The sequence below is a fragment of the Mesorhizobium sp. B1-1-8 genome (genome assembly GCF_006442795.2).
In the GTDB taxonomy this organism is placed as follows: domain Bacteria; phylum Pseudomonadota; class Alphaproteobacteria; order Rhizobiales; family Rhizobiaceae; genus Mesorhizobium.
Genome location: NZ_CP083956.1, coordinates 4,498,371 through 4,519,529, shown reverse-complemented (window position 1 = coordinate 4,519,529; position 21,159 = coordinate 4,498,371). Strand labels below are relative to the sequence as shown.

Below are 21,159 nucleotides of genomic sequence, written 5' to 3'. Positions count from 1 at the left end.
GGGTCTGCCGGTTGCCGCTGCCTTCGATCCGAACAGACCGCTCCCGGTGCCGCGGGCGCCGGCCTGACCAGCGCGCATTTTGGCTCAGCATGGCTGCGGCCTAGCAAACCTCAGGGAAACGCGCGGTGAAAACGTCCCCTCCCGGAAAGTATATATGGCGCGCCCCGGACTTGCGGCAAGACCCCGCCCATGCCGTATGAACGCTGCCCTTGGCCTCATTTTTAAGGAAAGGGAGCTTCCGAATGCGGATTTTGCTGTCGACTTACGGCTCGCGCGGCGACGTCGAGCCATTGGCGGCGCTGGGCGCAGCGTTGCAGGCGCTCGGCGTCGAGGTACGGGTAGGCGCGCCGGGCGACGAGGAGTTCGCCGCACTTTTTGCCCGTGCCGGCGTGCCGCTGGTGCCCGCCTTCGCGTCAGTGCGCGAATGGGCCAAGGAGATGGTGCGGCGAAGATCTGTGTCGTCGCCGGAGGACGTGGCCAAGCTGATCTCCACCCAGGCGGCCGAGATTGTCGCGCGCCAATACGATGTGCTAACGACCGCCGCCGATGGCTGCGACGCCGTGGTGGCGTTCGGCCTGTTTCCGTCTTGCGCCGCGGCGCGGCTGGTCGCCGAGCAAAAGGGCATCCGCTACATGCTGGGCACGTTCTGCCCGATCTGGCTGCCGTCGGCGCACAACCGGCCGCATCAATATCCCGGCTATCCGCTTCCGCCTGATGTGACCGACAACCGCGCACTGTGGGACTTCGACATCGCGACCAAGAACGCCCTGTTCGGCGGCGCGATCAATGGCCATCGCGCATCGCTCGGCTTGCCGCCGCTGGACAATGTTCGCGGCTATGTCTTCGGCGATCCCGTGCTGCTTGCCTGCGACCCGACGCTGGGTCCCTGGCAACCTTCGGACCTGATCGAGGCCGTGCAGACCGGCGCCTTGATCCTGCCGGACGAGCGGCCGCTTCCGGCGGCGCTGGAAGCGTTCCTCGCTGCCGGGGCACCGCCGGTTTATGCCGGCTTCGGCTCCATCGCCGTCGCCAAGGAGGCGGCGCGCGCGGCCATCGAGGCGATCCGCGCCCACGGCCGGCGCATCGTCATCGCCCGTGGCTGGGCCGAACTCGTGCCGATCGACGACTGGGACGATTGTTTTGCTGTCGGCGAAGTCAACCAGCAGGCGTTGTTTCGCCGCATGGCCACTGCCATACACCATGGCGGCGCCGGCACGACAATTGCCGTCGCGCGGGCAGGGGCGCCGCAGGTGGTGGTGCCGCAGATCGGCGATCAACCCTATTGGGCCGGCCGCGTTGCAGCCCTTGGCATAGGCGCCGCGCATGACGGCCCGACGCCGACCGCGCAATCATTGTCGGCGGCGCTGGAGACGGCGCTGGCCCCTGAAACCCGCGCCCGCGCAACCGCGGTCGCCGCCAAGGTCCGCAGCGACGGCGCCGAGGTGGCGGCGAGATTCCTGCTCGGCGAGTTGGGTCGCCGCGCGCATTGATCTCACTGCTTCAGTTCCGCCAGCGCCCTTTGCAGCGGCGCCGGCGAGACCTGGATCGGACCGGAGAAGGGCGTATCCATGTCAAGGATCAGATAAATCGCCGAGGCGGCCAGCGCGCCCGAGACGATGAAGGTGCCGACAACCGTGCCGTTGCGCGGTGCCCGGAAGCCGAAGCTGGCGAAGATCAGCGTCAGCCAGGCGACCAGCAGCGCGATCAGCGGCACCGGGATGATGCCGTCGGACTGTTCGACCAGCACCCACCGCTGCTCGATCACTCTCTGCAGCTGCTGCATAGCGCCCTGCAGCGCCGCCGCGTGCTTGGCCTCGGGCGGCGTCAGTTCCGCCAGCTCGTCGCCGACCTTGTTGAGCAGAAGCTCCGAGAGCCTGTTAGCGACCGCCGGCGTCTTCTGGACCGGCGAGGTGGCGTCAACCAGCCGCTGCAGATAGGCGTTGAGCGACGCGCGCGCCGGCGCCGTCTCCGGCCCGTATTGCCTGAGCGCACGATCAAGAATGATCAGTTGCGTGGCGAAAGAATGGACGTTGTGGTCGATGGTTTCGAACGTGTTCTTGGCCGAATTGATCATCAGGCCCAGCACAAGCGAAGACATCACCACGAACAAGTTGGCTGCCAGCCGCACCACGGCGTTGGTGTCTTCCTGGCGGTGATGCTCGGGGAAACGATCGTAGATCACCAGGCTGACCAGCGCCGCCCCGGCCAGACAGACAAAGATCGCCACCCCTGTCAGCACCTCGCCCATGGCCCATTGTGCACGGGATGCGGCTATTGCCAATGGGTGGAGGTTGAATCGGGGTGGGAGAATACGGGCCTATGTCTTTGTTTGAAGGTCGGTCTTCGATCTGATGCCGGCGCGAGGTATCCCTCTGTCCTGCCGGACATCTCAAAGGGCTGCCGCTGCTGCGACGGTGCTGCGAAGCATTCGCCAAACCACCCGCAAAACCGCTTTCAATACGCACCGAAGGCTCTATGTATGACGGCGGGGCGGCTCCGGCTCTCAATCATCACGAGGATATCATGACAATACGCGCTGTCGTCTGGGGCGAGAACATTCATGAGCGGACCAACAAGGTGGTCGCCTCAATCTATCCCGAAGGCATGCACGCCACCATCGCCAACGCGCTCGCCGCCGACAACGCGATCTCCGCCTCGATCGCGACGCTGGAGCAGCCCGAGCACGGCCTGCCCGAATCCCGCCTTGCCGAAACCGACGTGCTGGTCTGGTGGGGCCACAAAGATCACGGCGCGGTGGCCGACGAAGTGGTCGAGCGTGTCGCCCGCCGCGTCTTCGAAGGCATGGGGCTGATCGTGCTCCACTCCGGCCATTTCTCGAAAATCTTCAAGCGGCTGATGGGCACGCCCTGCACGCTGAAATGGCGCGAAGCCGGCGAGCGCGAGCGGCTGTGGGTGACGAGCCCTAGCCACCCGATCGCCGAAGGCATCGGCGAGTTCTTCGAGATCGAATACGAGGAGATGTATGGCGAGCAGTTCGCCGTGCCCGAGCCGCTGGAAACGGTCTTTATCTCGTGGTTCCAGGGCGGCGAGGTTTTCCGCTCCGGGCTCACCTACCGGCGCGGCGCCGGCAACGTCTTCTATTTCCGGCCCGGCCACGAAACCTATCCGACCTATCATGACGCCACCGTGCAACAAGTGCTGCGCAACGCGGTGAAATGGGCCCATAACCCGCAAGGCTCGAAGCCCGCCATCCTCGAGGCGCCGAACGTGCCGGTCGACAAGGCGCTGGAGCCGATCGTCGAGCGCGGCGGCAAGCTGCATGAGCCGGGCGAGGCCGGCTTCCGCTAAAAGCATTCCGTCTGGAATTGCGCCAAAATAACGCTTAGACAACATGGCATATTATTGAATCGAACCAATTCGCTTGGAGCATAAGATGCGGCTTTTGATACTGGGTACCGGCTGGATGGCGCAGGAGCATGCCCGCCGCTTCGGCGCCATCGAGAGCGTCGACATTGTCGGCGCCGTCGACGTCGATCCGGCGCGCGTCGGCGAATACGCCGACGCCTACAAGATCCCGCAACGCTTCACCTCGCTGGAAGCGGCGCTCGACTGGGGCGGTTTCGACGCGGTCGCCAATGTCACGCCCGACCGTATCCACCACCCGACCACCATGGCTTTGGTCGCCGCCGGCAAGCCGGTGCTCTGCGAAAAGCCGCTGGCCGAGAATTTCGGCAAGGCAAGCGAGATGGCCGATGCCGCGGAAGCCGCCGGCGTCGTCAACATGGTCAACCTCACCTATCGCAACGTGGCCGCGCTGCAGAGGGCGCGTCAGATGGTGCAGGCCGGCGAGATCGGCACGGTGCGCCATGTCGAGGCCTCCTACCTGCAGAGCTGGTTGGTGTCGAAGTTCTGGGGCGACTGGCGCAGCGATCCGAAATGGCTGTGGCGGCTGTCGCGCGGCCATGGCTCGAACGGCGTGCTCGGCGATGTCGGCATCCACATCCTCGATTTTGCCAGCTATGGCGCCGCGCTCGACATCGACCATGTTTTCTGCCGGCTGCGCGCCTTCGACAAGGCGCCGGGCAACCGCATCGGCGAATATGAGCTCGATGCCAATGACAGCTTCGCCATGACGCTCGATTTCGCCAACGGCGCCTTCGGCGTGGTGCATGCCAGCCGCTGGGCGACCGGCCACATCAACGAGCTCAGGCTGCGCATCTATGGCGACAAGGGCGGCATCGAGGTAGTGCACAATCTCGATGGCTCGGCGCTGAAGGCCTGCGTCGGCGAAAATGTCGAGAACGCCAGATGGGAAGTGCTCGACGCCGGCACGGCGCCGACCAACTACCAGCGCTTCGTCGATGCCGTCGGCAGCGGCATGCAGACCGAGCCGACCTTCCGGCACGCGGCGGGTTTGCAGAAAGTGCTCGATCTTGCTGTGGTCTCGGACGAGAAGCGCGCGGAGCTGCGGGCCAACGCGGACACGCAGTAGCGCGTTTCCTCGCGTCCGCCGGAGCCACATTCGCGGGGGCGAGGAACTAAGCCCGGCGATAAATCCCCACCGCGGCCGCGACCAGCGCGGCATTGTCCGCCGCCACGCTCCCATCCGGCAGTTCCTTGCCGTCCTCCAGCCCTACGCGGGTTGAAAAACGCCGCGCCGCCGCCCGTTCGACGAAGGGCCACACGGTGGCGTTTTCGCCGTGCAGCAGGACCGGACGCCTGATGCCGGCGCGCTCCAGCACTTGCTCGATGCCGTCGGCTAGGGCGAACGCCTCGTCCAGTTCCTGCTCGGATATCTCGATCAGCACGCGCAGCACCCGACCGCCATGGTCGAGGCCGGCCAGCCTGAGCGCATCGCCGATCGAGGCGAGCCCGGCCTCGACGCCGACGCCGCGGCCGCGCAGGACCTCCATCACCTCGGGCGCAGCGGCCTCGCTGAGATTGACCGATGCATAGTCCGGCAATTCGCGCCAGCCGGCGATGGCGGCGAGCGTGCGCCTGTCGTCCTTCTCGATCCAGGCGCCGGTGGAAACGCCGACCAGCGTGCCCGGGCAAGCGCGGCGCAGGGCGTGCACCGTCCGGTCCATCGCTTCCGGCGCGAGGCTCTCCTGTCGGTCGGCGCCGCGCGCATGGACATGCAGTTCGGCAGCACCGGCCGCGATCGAAGCCGTGCCATCGCGCGCCATGGCCTGCGCATCGAGCGGCAGGGCAGGGTGGAAATCGGCGGGGCGCGCGCCGTTGATGCAGGCCTGGACAATCATGACGGATGATCCTGTTGCGGCTGGCGCTAGCCTAGCGCAGGGAGGCGCAGGCGGAAACGGGACGGTGAAATCTCCTGACAGGGAAGGCCTGCAACGCCGCGATCCTTCGCCCTAGAGAGCCGGCGACGGAAGCGTCGCCCAGCGTCCATGCTAGCCGATATGCTCCGCCCTTAGCTTCTTTTTCATGCGCTGCAGCGCCCGCTCGCCGCCTGCCGCGAGCTCATTGGCGATCCGCGCGAGATCGTCGTCGGCTTCGCGATATTTACTGCCCCAGGCGCCGAGCGTGGCAAGCACCGGCAGCAGGTCGATGCCGGCCTCGGTCAGCCGGTAGATCGCCTTCAGTCCGTGGCTCGGGTCGTCGCTGCGGGTAAGGATGCCTTCGTCGACGAGCGTCTGCAGCCGCTCGGCCAGCGTGCGCGACGAGATGCCTTCGTCGGACTGCAGGAATTCGCGAAAATGCTTTTTCCCGGCGAAGACCAGGTCGCGGATGATCAGCAGCGTCCAGCGGTCGCCGAGCAATTCCAGCGACAGATTGACCGGGCAGCCGGATTTTCCCTTGGTCGACATAGAATGGTTCCATTTTTAAATCACTTTACTATTGACATCATTCTTCTTGCCGGGTCAAATGGTTTAGAAAGTAAATCGTTAGCCGAGAGGAGACCCAAGATGAAAAAGCTCATCCTTCAAATGCAGATGTCGGTCGACGGCTTTGTCAGCGCCGACGGGGCTCAGCGCTGGCAGCTCTGGGATTGGGGCGACGACAGCGCCTGGGACGACGAATTGAAGCAGGACTTCAATGCCGTCTTTAAAACCATCGATACCATTCTGCTCAGCCGCAAGATGGCCGAGGAGGGCTACCTCAGCCACTGGGGCAATGCCGCGAAAAAGTACCCGACAGATCGCTTCTATGCCTTTGCCCAGCGGATCGTCGAAGTGCAGAAAGTGGTGCTGAGCGACAAGCTTAAGGCTTCGCGCTGGGAGCGCACCAGGGTGGCGAGCGGCGACCTGCCGCGCGAAGTCAACGCCTTGAAGGCCGGCGAGGGCGGCGACATCGCCGTGTTCGGTGGCGCCGGCTTCGCCTCGGCGCTGATCAACGCCGGGCTGGTCGACGAGTTCCAGCTGTTCGTCAATCCGGCGGTGCTCGGCGCCGGCCGCCGCATCTTCGATCAGGGCGGCTTCGCCCGGCTGAAGCTCCTTGGCTCCAAGGCCTATGCCAGCGGCATGGTGGTCAACCGCTACGCGCGGGCGGGGTGAGGGGATGTTTGCCGCGAGAGCCGAAGGTTGAATCGATCCGGCAGCGCGCCACCTCAAGCATTTGTTCGCGTGGGCTTTTTCCTGGCGGATCGACCAAGTTCTGCCCGGCCAGGTCCCGCTGCGCGCCGGACGGATTGCCCTCCGGCCACGCGGCTTGATCATTGGCTGCGGCCGCGAACCAGTGGGCTTCGCGCGAAGTCAGTCCGATGAGCACGCGGCCGGCATATTCGGCGGGCAAGTTGTTGCCTGTATCGAACACCGTCCAGCTGTCATGAGGCGGCTCCTGCACCGTGACGAACCTCATGCGAGCCCTCCATCTGTGAAGAGCAACTAATATAGCGGTCGCCGTTTGGCGGCCCTGTAACCAAGCCCACATATGGCGCCCGCTTCAGACGTCCAGAGCTCATGAGGAGACTGGCTTGATGGATATTTGGTATGTCGCTATGCGAGCCGGCGGTGGGAACGCGCAGCCTCAGTCGACCGTCAGCGTGCTGCCAATCGCTTGTTCGGGAGTGGTTTCCGGCCGGCGTGGAGGAGCTACTGCCCCGCCTGGTCGGCATCCGTCAGCGTGCCGAGGAAGGCGACGATGTCGTCGATCTCGGCGTCGGTCAGTGCCGGCCTGTCGCCGGGTTTCTTGCCGTTGAAGGGCGGATCGGTGTTGAGGTTCGGCCAGTAAGCCTTGGGCAAATCGTCATATTTGCGGATGGTGCCGTCGGCGTTCTTCGGATACCAGCGGCCGGGATCGGTGTCGCGGCTGGCGTAGAAGGCGACAGCCTCGCGCAGCGTGTGGAAGCGGCCGTTGTGGAAGAAGCTCTTGCGTAAGGCGACGTTGCGCAGCGTCGGCGTTTTGAACAGGCCGCAATATTTGCCGCGGCCCTTGAAGTCGGTGCGCAGCGGGCCGCACAGGCCAAGATCGACATAGTTGGGATCGGCATTGGCCTGGATCGCGGGATTGCGCGGCACGGCGATCGCGATCAGGCCGAAATCGGTGAATTGCGGCGGCTCGCCGTCATTGGCGGGCTCGCTCAGATGGCAGCTGGCGCAATTGCCCTTGGTTTCGTCCTCGAACAGCGTGCGGCCGCGCTGCTCCTGCGCGGTAAGCTGCGCCTTGCCGGCGAGGAAAGCGTCGTAGCGGCTGGAATAGGGATAGAAATCGGCGCTGCTCTGCTCGAAGGTGCCGAGCGCCTCGACCGCGGCGTCGAACGCATCCTCCGGATGATCGAAGATGTCGGCGCCGAACGCCGCCTTGAAGGCTTCGGCATAGGGCGCCTTGCGCAGCGCCGAGACCACGGCGGCTTCATCCTTGTTGCCCATCTCGAAAGGCGACAGCAGCGGGATACTGGCCTGGTCCTTGCCGTGGTCGGCGCGGCCGTCCCAGGTCAGCCCGCCCGTCGGGCCATTGTCGACGCTCTCGTCGCCCTCGTCCTCGGAATCATAAAAATGCTCGGTGAAGGCGGGAGCGGCCTGCAGGTAGCGCAGCGACGGCACGGCACGCAGGCCGGGCCGGTCGAGCTTCGGCCCGCCCATCTCGACCGGCGAGGCGGATGCCGGGCCAAAGGCATGGTTGGGATCATGGCAGGACGAGCAGGACTGTTTGCCCGAGGCCGACAACGCCGGATCGAAGAACATATGCCGGCCGAGCGCCGTCAGCGCGTCGGCCCGCGCGAACGCCTCGGCTCGCGATAGCGGCCCGGGGTTTACACCGCCTGCCGGCAGCCCGTCGGCGGGCCAGACGACCGCAAGACTGGCGAGTGTCGCAAGCGTGGCGGATTTCCATCGGGTCATGGCAGGCCGGTCCGTTTTGCATCGGCGTAGGCGCGCATTGCTACGGATTGATGACCATTTGAGCCTTTGCACGCATGCCTGCGTGGCGATCCTTCACACCCTCTGTCCTGCCGGCTAGAGTGGGGACGACCTGTCAGCGGCTTCAGCATCTGCTCTGAACATTTATCTCCACTCCCCCTGTCACAAAGCTGACAACCGCCCGCCCTAGCGTTCCCAGGTTCCTCCAGCCATTCCCCAGCCACGAGGCATCTTCATGATCAGGTCCTTTCTCTCCCTTTGCCTCGCCTCGACGGCGCTGGCATCGCTCGCCACTGCCGCCCAGGCGGCCCCTCCCGGCTACGACAAGATCGACACCGTCGTCGTCATCTATGCCGAGAACCGCAGCTTCGATAACCTCTATGGCGGCTTCCCCGGCGCCAATGGCCTGAGCAACGTCTCGGCCGACCAGGCCCGCCAGCTCGACCGCGACGGCAAGCCGCTGACCGAACTGCCGCCGGTCTGGGGCGGGCTGACCGGCAAGGGCGTGACGCCGGCCGTGACGGAAGCCCAGACCGCGCATCTCGCCAACGCCGTCTTCGCCATCGACGATCCCAAGGGTTTCAACGAGAACACCGGCGTCGTCACCCATGATCTCTGGCATCGTTTCTACCAGGAGCAGATGCAGATCGACGGCGGCAAGAACGACAAGTTCGTTGCCTGGGCCGATTCCGGCGGCCTGGTGATGGGCCATTACGACGGCTCGATCCTGCCGATGTGGAACATCGCCAAGAAATACGTGCTCGCCGACAATTTCTTCCAGGGCGCCTTCGGCGGCTCCTTCCTCAACCATTTCATGCTCGCCTGTGCCTGCGTGCCGGTCTACCCCAACGCCGACACCAGTCCGGTCAAGGACCAGATCGCCGTCGTCGAGCCCGACGGCGTGACGCTGAAGGTGGCCGGCAATTCGCCGCCCTCGGCCCTGGGCGGCGTGCCGAAATTCGTCAATGACGGCGCCATCACGCCCGACTTCCATGCCGTCAACACCATGCAGCCGCCTTACCAGCCGAGCGCCAACAAGCCGGCCGAGGGCGGCGACAAGGCGCTCGCCGACCCGGCGCAACCGACCACGCTACCGCCGCAGCACGACATCACCATCGGCGATCTTCTGACGCTGAAGGGCATCGACTGGGCCTGGTATTCCGGCGCCGGGCGGGCGGCACTCGACGGCAAGAACGACAAGCCGGTGCCGAACTTCCAGTTCCATCACCAGCCCTTCAACTATTTCGCCGCTTATGCGCCGGGCACGGCCGCGCGCGCCGAGCATCTGCGTGACGGCGGTCTCGGCGGCACGGAGTTCATCAAGGCGATCGACGACGGCAAGCTGCCGGCGGTCACCTTCTACAAGCCGCAAGGCAACCTCAACGAACATGCCGGCTATGCCGATGTCAGCAGCGGCGACCAGCATCTGGCCGATCTTGTCGCGCATCTGGAAAAGAGCCCGCAATGGGCGCATATGCTGGTCGTCATCACCTATGACGAGAATGGCGGCTTCTGGGATCATGTCGCGCCGCCCAAAGCCGACCGCTGGGGCCCGGGCAACCGCGTCCCGGCCGTCATCATCTCGCCCTATGCGAAGATGGGCATGGTCGACCACACGCAGTATGACACGATGTCGATCTTGCGCTTCATCACCGCCCGCTACGACCTGCCGGTGCTGCCCGGTATCGTCGCCCGCGACAAGGCGCTGCGCAACAACGACCAGCCGCCGATGGGCGATCTGACGGCAGCGCTTGATCTGACGAAGTAGCGTTGCAGAACTTGGGTTCCTCGCCCTCGCCAAGGCGGGGGAGAGGTGTCCGCGAAGCGGACGGAGAGGGGGCCTTTCGTAGGGCGACGTTAATTTGCCATCGCCGCGCCGAACCTCGCCGGTTGTGCTTCTCAATTCCCGTCCGCTATCAATGGCCTCCAGATCGGAGGCCATGCGATGAGCGAACTGAAAGTCAGGACGAGGACAACCGGCGCGCTGGCCGTCCTGCCGCCGGGCGGCTTGCCGGTCGTCACCACGCCGACCGGCGGCACGGTGGATGTGGTGACTGCGGTCAGCATGCCGGGCTTTAACCCGCTCGACCTGCTTTACGCCTCTCTAGCCGCCTGCATGGTGCTGAGCGCCCGCATCGCCGCCACGCGCCTAGGCGTCACGGCTCAGCTCGGCGAAGTGCGCGCCCAAGTCAGCGGCGAGAAGGCGAAGGACGAGCCGTCGCGCGTCGAGAAGTTCATCATCAGGCTGGATATTGCCGGCGATCTCGACGAGGCGACCAAGCAGCGGATCGTTAAAGATGCCGAGGACATCTGCACTGTCTCAAACACGCTGCGCACCTCGCCCGAACTGCACGCCATGCTTGGGTGAGGGCGATGCCGCAGCTTTCCCCGATCGACTACGCGAAGGCATCTGAAGAAATCCGCGCCGAGCACGACCGCGAACTCGCGCTGCGCGGCCGCATGACCAACATGAAGCGCATCCTGCTGCATTCGCCGGCCGCGCACCGCATCTATGCCGAATGGTTCACGCTGCGCGATCTGCTGCAACCGGCGCTCGACGACCGTGCCATCTGGCTGCTGTCGTTGGCGATTTCCGAAACCTGCCGCGCCGAGATTCCGGTCACTTTCTTCCGCCGCGCGCTCATCGACAGTGGCCTCAAGCCGGAGGAGATCAAGCCCAGCATCGACGAGGCGCTGTTGATCGCCTTTGGCAAGGCAGTAGCCGCAGACGCCAACGCCGTTCCAGATGAGATTTGGACAGCCCTCAAGGCACGCTATGACGAGACGCAACTGGTCAATCTTGTCGCCTTCGCCGGCATCATGGTGGCGACCTGCGTGTTCACCAATGCGGTGAAGGTGGATCTGGATCCTGAGCTGGAAGTTTATCGGCGCCAGAGGTGAAGATTGGCGAAGCGGAGGGGAGCTGATCTCCCCGTAGGGGGCAACTTCACCACCTCTCCGCAGGAATCGGGTGGCTGCCACATCTCGTTCGCCCCACTTTGATATCGACAAAGGAGGCAACGATGACCATCCACTCAATCAGCGCCCGACGTGCCGGCCGCTCCGCGGAAGCTCGCGTCGCCGCTCAGGATTGGCGCGCCCTGGTGTCCGAACTGAACAGCCACGGCTGCGCCGTCATGCCCGGCCTGTTTACGCCCGAGGAATGCGCCGAGATCGCCGGCCTCTATCCGCATGAGGAGCATTTCCGTAGCCATGTCGTGATGGCGCGCCATGGCTTCGGCAAGGGCGAGTACCGCTATTTCCGCTACCCGCTGCCGGATCTGATCGACGGCCTGCGTACCGCGCTCTATCCGCAACTCGCCGCCGTCGCCAATGACTGGAACGAGCGCATGGACGTGGCGCAGCGCTACCCCGCCGATCACGCCGCCTTCCTGAAGCGTTGCCATGACGAGGGGCAGACGAAGCCGACGCCGCTGCTGCTGCAATACGGCCCCGGCGACTTCAACTGCCTGCACCAGGACCTTTATGGCGCGCTTGCCTTCCCCTTGCAGGTGGCGATCCTTCTGTCCGAGCCCGGCGAGGATTTCGAGGGCGGCGAATTCGTCCTGACCGAGCAGCGCCCGCGCATGCAAAGCCGCGCCGAGGTGGTGCCGCTGAAAAGGGGCGACGCGGTGATCTTCGCCGTGCACAATCGGCCCGTGCAGGGCACCAGGGGCCATTACCGCGTCAACCTGCGCCATGGCGTCAGCCGGTTGCGTTCGGGCCGGCGTCACACGGTGGGGATCATTTTCCACGACGGAAAGTAGGGGAGTAGGGCAGTAAGGGAGTAGGGGAGTAGGGAAAAGGCGTCACGGTTGCGGCAAAGCTTGATATGGGGCTTTCCTTATCCGTCCAGTTACCATATTGGCCCTACTCCCCTACTCCCCTACTCCCCTACTCCCCTACTCCCCTACTCCCCTACTCCCCTACTCCCCTACTCCCCTACTCCCCTACTCCCCTACTCCGTTATCGACCCATGATCCGTCTCGAAAATATCGGCAAGCAGAACGGCCGGCAGATCGTCTTCATCGAGGCCTCTGCCGCCTTGCAGAAGGGCGAGAAGGTCGGCCTTGTCGGTCCCAACGGCGCCGGCAAGACGACGCTGTTCCGCATGATTATCGGCAAGGAGCAGCCGGACGAAGGTCAGGTCTCCGTCGAGCGCGGCGTCACCATCGGCTATTTCAGCCAGGATGTCGGCGACATGGATGGCATGAGCGCCGTCGCCGAAGTGATGGAGGGCGCCGGCCCGGTGAGCGCGGTTGCAGCCGAGATGCGCAAGCTCGAAGCCGCCATGGCCGACCCCGACCGCGCCGACGAGATGGACGAGATCATCGAGCGTTATGGCGAGGCGCAGCATCGCTTCGAGGAGCTCGACGGCTATGCGCTGGATGGCCGCGCCCGCGAGGTGCTGGACGGCCTCGGCTTCTCCCAGGAGATGATGGACGGCGACGTCGCTAAACTCTCCGGCGGCTGGAAGATGCGCGTTGCGCTTGCCCGCATCCTCCTGATGCGGCCCGACGTCATGCTACTCGACGAGCCGAGCAACCATCTCGACCTCGAAAGCCTGATCTGGCTGGAGCAGTTCCTGAAAAACTATGACGGCGCGCTGCTGATGACCTCGCACGACCGCGAGTTCATGAACCGCATCGTCAACAAGATCATCGAGATCGACGCCGGTCAGCTTACCTCCTATTCCGGGGACTACGAATTCTACCAGCAGCAGCGCGCGCTGGCCGACAAGCAGCTGCAGGCGCAGTTCGAGCGCCAGCAGGCAATGCTGGCCAAGGAGATCGCCTTCATCGAGCGCTTCAAGGCGCGCGCTTCCCACGCGGCGCAGGTGCAGAGCCGGGTGAAGAAGCTCGACAAGATCGACCGCGTCGAGCCGCCGAAACGGCGTCAGGTCGTGAACTTCGAATTCCAGCCGGCGCCGCGCTGCGGCGAGGACGTGGCGACCTTGAAGAACATCCACAAGGCCTATGGCAGCCGCACCATCTATTCAGGTCTCGACTTCCAGGTGCGCCGGCGCGAGCGCTGGTGCGTGATGGGCGTCAACGGCGCCGGCAAGTCGACACTTTTGAAGCTGGTCGCCGGCGCCTCCGAGCCGGACCAGGGCTCGGTGGCGCGGGGTCCGAGCGTCAAGATGGGCTATTTCGCCCAGCACGCCATGGAACTGCTCGATGGCGAGCGCACCGTCTTCCAGACGCTTGAGGATAATTTCCCGCAGGCCGGCCAGGCGCCCCTGCGCGCCCTTGCCGGCTGCTTCGGCTTTTCCGGCGATGAGATCGAGAAGAAATGCCGCGTGCTGTCAGGCGGCGAGAAGGCGCGGCTGGTGATGGCGCTGATGCTGTTCGACCCGCCCAACCTCCTTGTGCTCGATGAGCCGACCAACCACTTGGACATGGCGACCAAGGAAATGCTGATCGCAGCACTGTCGCAATACGAAGGCACGATGCTGTTCGTCTCGCACGACCGCCATTTTCTCGCCGCTCTGTCGAACCGCGTGCTGGAGCTGACGCCGGACGGCGTCCACACCTATGGCGGCGGTTATACGGAATATGTCGAGCGCACCGGCCAGGAAGCGCCAGGTTTGAGAAGCTGATCCCTGCCGACGGGCAGTGCTGTCCAGCGTTGAAAGTGCCGTCGCCCACTTGGGAGATCGGTAAGCTTCAGCGTCGCGACCTATTTGCTCACCATGCTGTCGGCAAGCCCCTGCGCCTGTTTGAGCAGCGCCGGGAAGGCCGGGTCGCTGGGCAGGCGCTGGCCCATGCAGGCGCGATAATCGGCGTCGCCCTTTTCCCAGACAGCGTTGGCGGCATCGGTGTCGCTGGAATCGTCCTGGTCCGAGCCCTGATCTGCCTGCTGGGCTTTCTGCGCGGCGGCGTCGGCGGCCGCCCAGATCGAATCGCAGGCGGCGATCTTCGGCACGGCGGGTGACGCAGTCGCCTCGGCGATCAACACGCGATCGCCCTTGACCACGGTGACGACGACATGCTGGTCGTAGATCGGCCCGATATCCTGCGTCCAGCCGCCGAGCCGGGCAACGGCGATATCGGCGCCTTCGGGTTTCTTCAGCGCAAAGTCGAGCGTGCCCAGGAAGGCGGCGTCGCTGCCGATCGCCTGGGTGTAGAAATTATCGAGCTTCAGCGCCTCGCCAATGCCGGTGGGCAGTCTTAAATCCGCCTCCGCCTCGGCGGCCTTGGACTTCAGCCAGCGTTCGGTGAGCCCGCGCGTCGATGCCACGATGCTCGGGCCGTTCTCGCTCTGGGAATATCGCAAGCCGTCGAGCATGCCGAAGCCGATATCGGAGGCGTTGAGGCTTTCGATATTGATCGCGCCGGTCGCCGGAAAATCCTTGACTGCGAGCGGGCCGAGAATGGCGGCAAGACGCTGCTGCAGGTCGGCCAAAGCCTTCTCGTTCTGCGCGTCGATCGTTTCGATGTCCGTGTTTGCGCTTTCCTGCGCCGCGATAGCCGCAATCGCCTTGTCGCGCGCGGCGATATAGTCGTCCTCCGGGGAGGCCGCGAAAACAGTGCTGCTCGCCAGCGCGAAGAGAAACGTCCAGATTAACCGCATGATGGAATCTCCGCCTTCGGTTCTGTCTAGCAGACAAAGCGCGGCGGAAGTTTGAAAGCAAGATCAGACTTACGCTCGCTCGCCCTCCGGTAAAAGCTGATCGTCATCTCCTTGCCTGCACCCGCCGGCGTCAGCATGAAATAATCGTAGGTGGTGACCTCGCCCGACGGACCGACCAGCGCCTTCGACCAGATCGGTGCCTCTTCCACGCGCATCTCGGCCCACTGCCGCGCAAAGTCCGGGCTGAGCGCCTTGAGTGGATCGAGCACGGCGCGGACGTCGGCGGCAGCAGCGTAAGCCACCGTCGCGGCGCGGAACTGCGCGATCGCCGAGCGCGCCACCAGCTCCCAGTCGGCGAACAGCGCCCGCCAGGCAGGATCGAGGAACAGCCGCCAGAGAAGGTTGCGCCTGGCCGGATCGTCCGGGTCGAAGCCGCCGAACAGCGCCGCGGCTGGATCATTCCAGGCGACGAAATCCCAAATGCGGTCGAGTGCATAGGCCGGGTTCGGGCAGAGTGCTGTAAGCAGGCTGGCAATGCGCGGATCGGGCGAGGGGCTTTCGCGTGGCGCCGGCAGCCATTCCGGCTTCGCCAGCTTGAACAGATGCTCGCGCTCGACCGGCAGCAGCATCAGCGCATCGGCCAGCGCCTTGAGCACCTGCGCGGACGGGTTGGCCTCGCGTCCCTGTTCGAGCCAGGTGTACCAGGTGGCGCTGATGCCGGCGAGCAGCGCCACCTCCTCGCGCAGCAGGCCTGCGGCGCGCCTGCGCGTGCCGGTGCTGAGGCCATGCTTCGCTGGCGCGACCCGCTCGCGCATGGCGCGCAGGAAGCGGCCGAGTTCCTTGCGTCTTTCCGCGTCGGCCGTCGCCCGTTCCAGCATGCCATGTCCTTTGAAAGGGGTAGCGCCGCTACCAGCAGCGCCGCTCATCTTGTACCACCTGACTACCGGTATAATTTTCGCAGCGCATCAGCAATACCGCCGCACCCGGCGCGGCCAGCTACAAGAGGATTTCGGATGAACGCGCTGAAAAAGATCAGGAATATCGACTACACCATCATCTTCGCCCGCGACATGCGGCGAATGCGGCGCTTCTATGAAGGCGTCATGAACTTTCCCGTCCATTCGAGCCTGGGCGAAGGCTGGATCGCCTACCAGGTCGGCTCCTGCCTTTTGGCGCTGACCGAGCGTGGCGTGATGTTCGACGATGCGCCGCCACCGCAAGGCGCGCTATCGCTGCAACTGGCCTTCCGTGTCGCGCCGGCCGAGGTCGACGAATGCGCCCAGGCGTTGCGCGAGCACGGCGTCGCCATCGAGAAGGAGCCGACCGATCAGCCCTGGGGCCATCGCACGCTTTTCTTCCGCGATCCTGATGGGAATGTGCTGGAGATTTACGCAGATATTTAGGGCGGGATGATCGGAGGCGGCATTACAGAAGTTGCGATAGGTCTGCGTCAACCATGGCGGTTGACCCTACCGTCCATCCGGCCGATACCCCGCGCAAATTCCCTGCCGAGACCCCGATGACCACACATCTCCAACAACCCGCCACGCCGGCTCCCGACACCGCCTGGCAGGACGACATCCGCGCCGGCGTCCGCCACGTCCGCGATCTCGCTTCGCTGCCGCTCTCGGCTGCCGAACGCGCCGCGGCTGAGCAGGCCGCCGCCAACCACAAGGTTCGCATCCCCAAACCCTATCTCGACCTGATCGACTGGAACGATCCGCAAGATCCGATCCGCGCCCAGGTCATCCCGTCGCCGGACGAACTCACCGTTACCGAGGGCGAGCTCGACGATCCGATCGGCGACCACGCCTACAGCCCGGTGCCGAGGCTGACGCATCGCCATGCCGACCGGGTACTGCTGTTCCCGACCTATCATTGCGCGGTCTATTGCCGCTTCTGCTTCAGAAAAGAATCGCTGACCGCGATCGGTCGTGGCTACACAAGCGAAGCGCTCGAGCCGGCCTTCGCCTATATCGCCGCGCATCCCGGGATACGCGAGGTGATCCTGACCGGCGGCGACCCGCTGTCGCTGCCCGACAAGGCGCTCGGCGAAATCCGCGCGCGCATCGAGGCGATCGCGCATGTGCGGCTGTTGCGCATCCACACCCGCGTGCCGGTGGCGTTGCCCTCACGCGTTACAGCGGGCCTGATCGGCGCATTGCAGGGCCGGCTGATGGTCACGGTGGTCACCCACTTCAACCACCCGCGCGAGATTACGCCAGCCGCCGAGGCGGCCTGCCGGACGCTGCGGCAGGCGGGATTCGTGCTCCTCAACCAGAGTGTTTTGCTCAAGGGCATCAACGACAATGTCGAGGTGCTTGAGGAGCTTTGCCGCGAGCTGATGTATAGGCTCGGCGCAAAACCCTATTACCTTCACCATGGCGACCTCGCGCGCGGCATGGCGCATCGCCGCACCACCATCGCCGAAGGCCAGGCGCTCGTCGCGGCGCTCAGGGCGCGGCTCTCCGGCATCTGCAACCCGACCTACGTCATCGACCTCCCCGACGGCGGCGGCAAGGTTCCGCTCGGGCCCTGCCATGTCGAGGGCCGCGAAGGCGAGACGTGGCGCATCCGTGCGCAGGATGGAAAGGTGAGGACGTATATCGAGGTGGTGGCCGACTTCTGAAAGCCTGGCCTCCGCTGGACCTTTTTTGGCGGCCCGGAGGCCTGTTGGGGGCAACCTGCTGGCCACCGGGCCTAACCGGCGGGCGTTGGGCGGCCGCCGGCTAAACCCAGCATCGGTCCGGCCGGTCGCCGAGGCACCATATGAACGAACGATTTGCCTGCTTTTTTCCTCCATTCGCACGATGTGACGGATGGCGCGAAGTGCGACACTGCCCTCGATCCTTCCGGATCGTCTTGAGTACCTTAGTAGCGATCCTCGACCCCCGCAGGTTTCTCCCGGAACCTGCGGGGCTTCTGCGTCCGCCGCCAGGCCCGGCCCGCAACATTGCTCTCTCCGGCGGGAACCGGAGCCAGCGCCCGGCATTCTATCAGCAGGGACTGAAGGAGCGCGGCGTGAAAGCGTTGTTGGGACTTGTCGGCGGCTTCGTGCTGACCCTTGCAGTTTTTGCCTGCGGACTGGCCTTTGCCACCTGGCTGCTTGCCGCAAAGCCGGTGCGCCAGGCAACGCCTGCCATCGGCGTTTCCGAACTTTGGACGAAGGACGCTCAGCGGGTGGACCCGGCGACACAGAATCTCCAGCGTATCCCGGCCCGGCAGGCGTCGGCCGCTGCTTCTGCCGGCGCGAATGCTGCTGGGGACGCCGGCTTGAACACCGCCGCCGAGGGCGTCGTCGCCACGGCGCAAGCTGCCGCCCCGCAGGCAGCGCAGGCTGCGCCTTCCCAGTCTGGCGAGGCCGGTGCGGCCTCGGCGGCCCAGCCTGCGCCGGAAAACGCGACCTCGGCCGAACTGCCCGCCGCCCATGTCGAATGGTGCGCGAGCCGCTACCGCAGCTACCGGCCGGAAGAAAACAGCTACCGCTCCTATAGCGGCGAAATACGCCCCTGCATCTCGCCCTATTTCGACGCTGGTGCAGACCGCACCGCGTCGACCGGCGCGCGCCAGGCCGCCGATCAGGCCGAAACGGAAAGCTACACCACCACGGTGGACGGCTATGCGACGACTTATGGCGGGCCGTTGGCCGTGCCGGAGGAACAGGCTTCGGCCGATGGCTCCCGGCTTTCCGCCGACCACGTCGGCTCCTGCTTCAGCCGCTACCGCTCCTACCGGCAGGAAGACAACACCTACCAGCCCTATGACGGCGGCCCCCGCCGCCAGTGCGAGTAGAGGCCTCCGCGATTAGCTTCCTCGCCCGCCTTTGGCGGGGCGAGGAGCCCAAGCTTGCCCAGGCCGCTACCTGCGTTATTGGCATTCATCGGCCTGCCAAGGCGGAGTGATAAACCAATCCATCGCCACACCACCGATCTCGCGGATTTCTTGGATCGTTCGGATGCGCGCGGCGTTCAAGGGATACCCCAACGGAGGACTCCAAAATGGGCGACGAACGGCACGACAAAATCGAGCAGCGTGCATATGAGATCTGGCAGCGCGAAGGCGGCCGGGATGGCGACCACGAGCGGCACTGGCACCAGGCGGAGATGGAGATCGACCGCGAGGCGGCGCTGCCGCTGACGGCGGGCGATGCCATGCCTGAGACCCGCGAGATCGCGGGTTCGGACGTGCTCACGGTCGAGGATCTCGCGATGCGCACCGGTATATCGGGCGACGAGGCGCAGGAGCTGATCGACAGGCTGGGCAACGACCGCGCCGCGATCGAGCAGGCAGCGCGCAGTCTCAAGGCGAGACAGCGAATTTAGAGCGGGTCTCCCGAAAGTGTGCAGCGGTTTCGGGACAAAGACATGCTTAAAACCAAAGACCTAAAGCATGTCGCGTGATTCCTTTTTTACGCACACATGCTTTAGCCAGGCCGGAAACATCCGGAAATCTACTCGCTCCGCCAGAGCCAGATTGTCAGCGAGCCGGATCGCCCGCGGATATGTGTTTCCGCGGGCCCTTTCAGCGCACCGGATTTGAACAGCGCGCAGTCGCGGCCGGCGACTTGCAGCATCTTGTCGCTGACCGCGACTTCAACATTGCGGTCGGCTGCGATCGCCATCAAGCGGCTGGCGACGTTGACCGTGTCGCCTATGGCCGTGATGTGCTGCCGGCCTTCGCCGCCGAGCCTCGATGCCACGATCGTCCCATAATGCGCTCCGATCTTGAAGCCGAGCCGGGATGCGGCCGCTGCAGGCAACGAGGCGAGCCAGCCGTTGGTGCGGCTGGACAGTCCGACGCAACAGCGGGCGGCATTGAAGGCGTCATCCACCGCTGGCTCCGGCAGACCGAACACGATCATGGCGCCGTCACCCATGAAACTGGTGACGATACCGCCGCAACCTGTCACTTCTTCGTCCACCAGCACATGAAAACTGTTCAAGATGTCGCGTGTGGCGTCGGGTCCCAATGTTTCGCTCAGCCCGGTGAAGCGGGACAGGTCGATGAAGATGACGGCGGCGTCTGCCCGCACAGGTTCCAGCAGGAAATCGCTGTGCTTGGCCAGCCACGCCTCCAGGCCCGGGGCTTGAACGCGTTGAAGCAATTCGCTTTGCGTGGCGAAATATTGGGCTCGGCTCCGGCCCAGCCAAAGCTGCGCGGCCCCGAACAGAAGCGCCGGCGGAACGGCGGCGGCCATCGGCAGTGCGGCGCTCAGCCAGATATGATGCGAGAAAGCTGTCATGTTGACCGCTGACCAGACCAGCACCACGCCGACGATCGCGGCGAGGCCGATGGCGTTTCGCCGCCATGCCAGCAAGCCGACGAGGATCATCGGCAGCACCACGGCAAGGCAGGCATCCGCGAGGCGAACGTGCCGATCCCGCACGATTGCGTCGCCGGCTGTCAGGTGGGCGATCGCCGTCGACATGACTTCCACGCCCGGCAGCACGGGATCGAACGGTGTCGGGAAGACGTCGCCGGTGCCGGTCGCGGTCGCCCCGACAACGACAATCCGGTCCCGGATGATGCCCGGATCGAGCTGGCCGCGCAGTACCGTCGCGGCGCTGATCGTGCGGATGGTGCCGCGCGGGCCATAAAATGTCAGGGGCAGGATGCTGCCGATGTCGGTCCGGATCGAGCGACCGCCCAGTGACAGGCGATCGGGCGCAAATTCCGGATCCTGCCTCGCTGCCGTGGCGGCAACGCGCAGCGAGAAAGCCGCTTCCAGCCGGTCTGCGGAGCGAAACAGCAACGGCACGAACCGAGGCGTTCCAGTGCGGTCGGTGATCACATTGACGACGCCGACGGCGGCGGCATCCGAGAACGGTTTGAGCGGCCACAGGAACCGCTCGGCGTCCGGCACGCGGGTCAGGGGGCCTTCGCCTTCGGCAACGACCGATTGGCTGCCTCCGCGGTAGACGGCCGCGGCGGCGATGACGCTTGCACTTCTGCTGAGCGAACGTGCGAGTGCGGCGTCGCTGTCCTTGGCCATGGGATCGACCAGCAGCACGTCGAGCGCAACGGCTTTCGGACGAAAGCTCGCAATCTTGTCGACAAGCCGCGCAAGGGTGGCGCGGCTGAGGGGATAGCTGCCCTCGTCTTGCACCGTTTCGTCGTCTATAGCGACGATGGTGATCAAATCCGGCGGCGTTTGCGTTCCTCGAGCCAGTGTTCGAAGATCGGTCATCGTCGCTTCGACGCGATCCAGAAACGACAGATTGCCGCGCCAATGCGCCAAGCCCAGGCCGGCGCCCCAGAGACCCGCCAGAACGAGCGCAATCAGCGTCGGTAGCGATCGCCGGCTCAA

Annotated in this window: 21 protein-coding genes; 13 read left to right on the top strand and 8 right to left on the bottom strand. The window is 65.0% G+C overall.

Features of this window, described 5'->3' with window-relative positions; all coding sequences use genetic code 11:
- The first annotated feature begins 242 nt into the window (after positions 1-242).
- Positions 243-1,490 (top strand): glycosyltransferase, encoded by a 1,248-nt coding sequence (locus tag FJ974_RS22200; protein ID WP_140538207.1) that lies wholly within the window; start codon positions 243-245, stop codon positions 1,488-1,490.
- A 2-nt stretch (positions 1,491-1,492) separates the two neighbouring features.
- On the opposite strand, the gene FJ974_RS22195 is transcribed toward FJ974_RS22200, so the two are convergent.
- Positions 1,493-2,248: a DUF4239 domain-containing protein gene (locus tag FJ974_RS22195; protein ID WP_140538205.1), complete on the bottom strand. Its 756-nt coding sequence runs from the start codon at positions 2,246-2,248 to the stop codon at positions 1,493-1,495.
- 275 nt (positions 2,249-2,523) lie between these two features.
- Between FJ974_RS22195 and FJ974_RS22190 the strand changes: the two genes are divergently transcribed.
- Both FJ974_RS22190 and FJ974_RS22185 read left to right on the top strand, forming a co-directional pair.
- A complete protein-coding gene (locus tag FJ974_RS22190) occupies positions 2,524-3,309 on the top strand; it encodes a ThuA domain-containing protein (protein WP_140538203.1) in 786 nt (261 codons plus the stop codon).
- 85 nt (positions 3,310-3,394) lie between these two features.
- A complete protein-coding gene (locus FJ974_RS22185; RefSeq protein ID WP_140538202.1) occupies positions 3,395-4,453 on the top strand; it encodes a Gfo/Idh/MocA family protein in 1,059 nt (352 codons plus the stop codon).
- A 46-nt stretch (positions 4,454-4,499) separates the two neighbouring features.
- On the opposite strand, the gene FJ974_RS22180 is transcribed toward FJ974_RS22185, so the two are convergent.
- Both FJ974_RS22180 and FJ974_RS22175 read right to left on the bottom strand, forming a co-directional pair.
- Entirely contained in the window at positions 4,500-5,222 is a 723-nt protein-coding gene (locus FJ974_RS22180) for a 3-keto-5-aminohexanoate cleavage protein (RefSeq protein ID WP_140538200.1), read from the bottom strand.
- Between the two features lie 150 nt (positions 5,223-5,372).
- Positions 5,373-5,789 carry a winged helix-turn-helix transcriptional regulator gene (locus FJ974_RS22175; RefSeq protein WP_140538199.1) on the bottom strand — a complete coding sequence of 139 codons (417 nt, stop codon included), beginning with the start codon at positions 5,787-5,789 and terminating at the stop codon, positions 5,373-5,375.
- A gap of 99 nt (positions 5,790-5,888) precedes the next feature.
- Between FJ974_RS22175 and FJ974_RS22170 the strand changes: the two genes are divergently transcribed.
- On the top strand, positions 5,889-6,476 hold the full coding sequence (locus tag FJ974_RS22170) for a dihydrofolate reductase family protein (protein ID WP_140538197.1): 588 nt from the start codon (positions 5,889-5,891) through the stop codon (positions 6,474-6,476).
- Here FJ974_RS22170 and FJ974_RS22165 read toward each other — a convergent pair.
- Both FJ974_RS22165 and FJ974_RS22160 read right to left on the bottom strand, forming a co-directional pair.
- Positions 6,451-6,780, bottom strand: a complete 330-nt coding sequence (locus FJ974_RS22165) for a hypothetical protein (RefSeq protein WP_140538195.1) — start codon at positions 6,778-6,780, stop codon at positions 6,451-6,453. The genes FJ974_RS22170 and FJ974_RS22165 overlap by 26 nt on opposite strands.
- 233 nt (positions 6,781-7,013) lie before the next feature.
- Entirely contained in the window at positions 7,014-8,261 is a 1,248-nt protein-coding gene (locus FJ974_RS22160) for a cytochrome-c peroxidase (protein ID WP_140538194.1), read from the bottom strand.
- Positions 8,262-8,514: 253 nt separating this feature from the next.
- On the opposite strand from FJ974_RS22160, the gene FJ974_RS22155 reads away from it, so the two are divergent.
- The 5 genes from FJ974_RS22155 (at position 8,515) to FJ974_RS22135 (ending at position 13,878) form a co-directional block, all read left to right on the top strand.
- Positions 8,515-10,047: an acid phosphatase gene (locus tag FJ974_RS22155; protein ID WP_140538192.1), complete on the top strand. Its 1,533-nt coding sequence runs from the start codon at positions 8,515-8,517 to the stop codon at positions 10,045-10,047.
- A gap of 177 nt (positions 10,048-10,224) precedes the next feature.
- Positions 10,225-10,647 carry an OsmC family protein gene (locus FJ974_RS22150; RefSeq protein WP_140538190.1) on the top strand — a complete coding sequence of 141 codons (423 nt, stop codon included), beginning with the start codon at positions 10,225-10,227 and terminating at the stop codon, positions 10,645-10,647.
- Positions 10,648-10,652: 5 nt separating this feature from the next.
- Positions 10,653-11,180: a hypothetical protein gene (locus FJ974_RS22145; RefSeq protein WP_140538188.1), complete on the top strand. Its 528-nt coding sequence runs from the start codon at positions 10,653-10,655 to the stop codon at positions 11,178-11,180.
- 122 nt (positions 11,181-11,302) lie between these two features.
- The gene (locus tag FJ974_RS22140; protein ID WP_140538187.1) at positions 11,303-12,046 is read left to right on the top strand and encodes a 2OG-Fe(II) oxygenase; all 744 of its coding nucleotides are present in this window, start codon (positions 11,303-11,305) and stop codon (positions 12,044-12,046) included.
- Between the two features lie 209 nt (positions 12,047-12,255).
- On the top strand, positions 12,256-13,878 hold the full coding sequence (locus FJ974_RS22135; protein ID WP_140538185.1) for an ABC-F family ATP-binding cassette domain-containing protein: 1,623 nt from the start codon (positions 12,256-12,258) through the stop codon (positions 13,876-13,878).
- A gap of 80 nt (positions 13,879-13,958) precedes the next feature.
- Here the strand turns inward: FJ974_RS22135 and FJ974_RS22130 are convergent, their stop codons facing one another.
- Positions 13,959-14,852 (bottom strand): hypothetical protein, encoded by an 894-nt coding sequence (locus tag FJ974_RS22130; RefSeq protein ID WP_140538183.1) that lies wholly within the window; start codon positions 14,850-14,852, stop codon positions 13,959-13,961.
- A gap of 26 nt (positions 14,853-14,878) precedes the next feature.
- The gene (locus FJ974_RS22125) at positions 14,879-15,730 is read right to left on the bottom strand and encodes a helix-turn-helix transcriptional regulator (RefSeq protein WP_181177280.1); all 852 of its coding nucleotides are present in this window, start codon (positions 15,728-15,730) and stop codon (positions 14,879-14,881) included.
- A gap of 135 nt (positions 15,731-15,865) precedes the next feature.
- On the opposite strand from FJ974_RS22125, the gene FJ974_RS22120 reads away from it, so the two are divergent.
- The 4 genes from FJ974_RS22120 to FJ974_RS22105 all read left to right on the top strand — a co-directional run bounded on the left by FJ974_RS22120 (position 15,866) and on the right by FJ974_RS22105 (position 19,174).
- Positions 15,866-16,255: a VOC family protein gene (locus FJ974_RS22120; RefSeq protein WP_140538180.1), complete on the top strand. Its 390-nt coding sequence runs from the start codon at positions 15,866-15,868 to the stop codon at positions 16,253-16,255.
- A 116-nt stretch (positions 16,256-16,371) separates the two neighbouring features.
- A complete protein-coding gene (locus FJ974_RS22115) occupies positions 16,372-17,481 on the top strand; it encodes a KamA family radical SAM protein (protein ID WP_140538178.1) in 1,110 nt (369 codons plus the stop codon).
- Positions 17,482-17,873: 392 nt separating this feature from the next.
- Complete coding sequence (locus FJ974_RS22110) at positions 17,874-18,644, top strand: BA14K family protein (RefSeq protein ID WP_226891345.1); 771 nt, start codon at positions 17,874-17,876, stop codon at positions 18,642-18,644.
- A 206-nt stretch (positions 18,645-18,850) separates the two neighbouring features.
- The gene (locus FJ974_RS22105) at positions 18,851-19,174 is read left to right on the top strand and encodes a DUF2934 domain-containing protein (protein ID WP_140538174.1); all 324 of its coding nucleotides are present in this window, start codon (positions 18,851-18,853) and stop codon (positions 19,172-19,174) included.
- Between the two features lie 128 nt (positions 19,175-19,302).
- Here FJ974_RS22105 and FJ974_RS22100 read toward each other — a convergent pair whose 3' ends face one another.
- Positions 19,303-21,159, bottom strand: a complete 1,857-nt coding sequence (locus FJ974_RS22100) for a CHASE2 domain-containing protein (protein WP_140538172.1) — start codon at positions 21,157-21,159, stop codon at positions 19,303-19,305.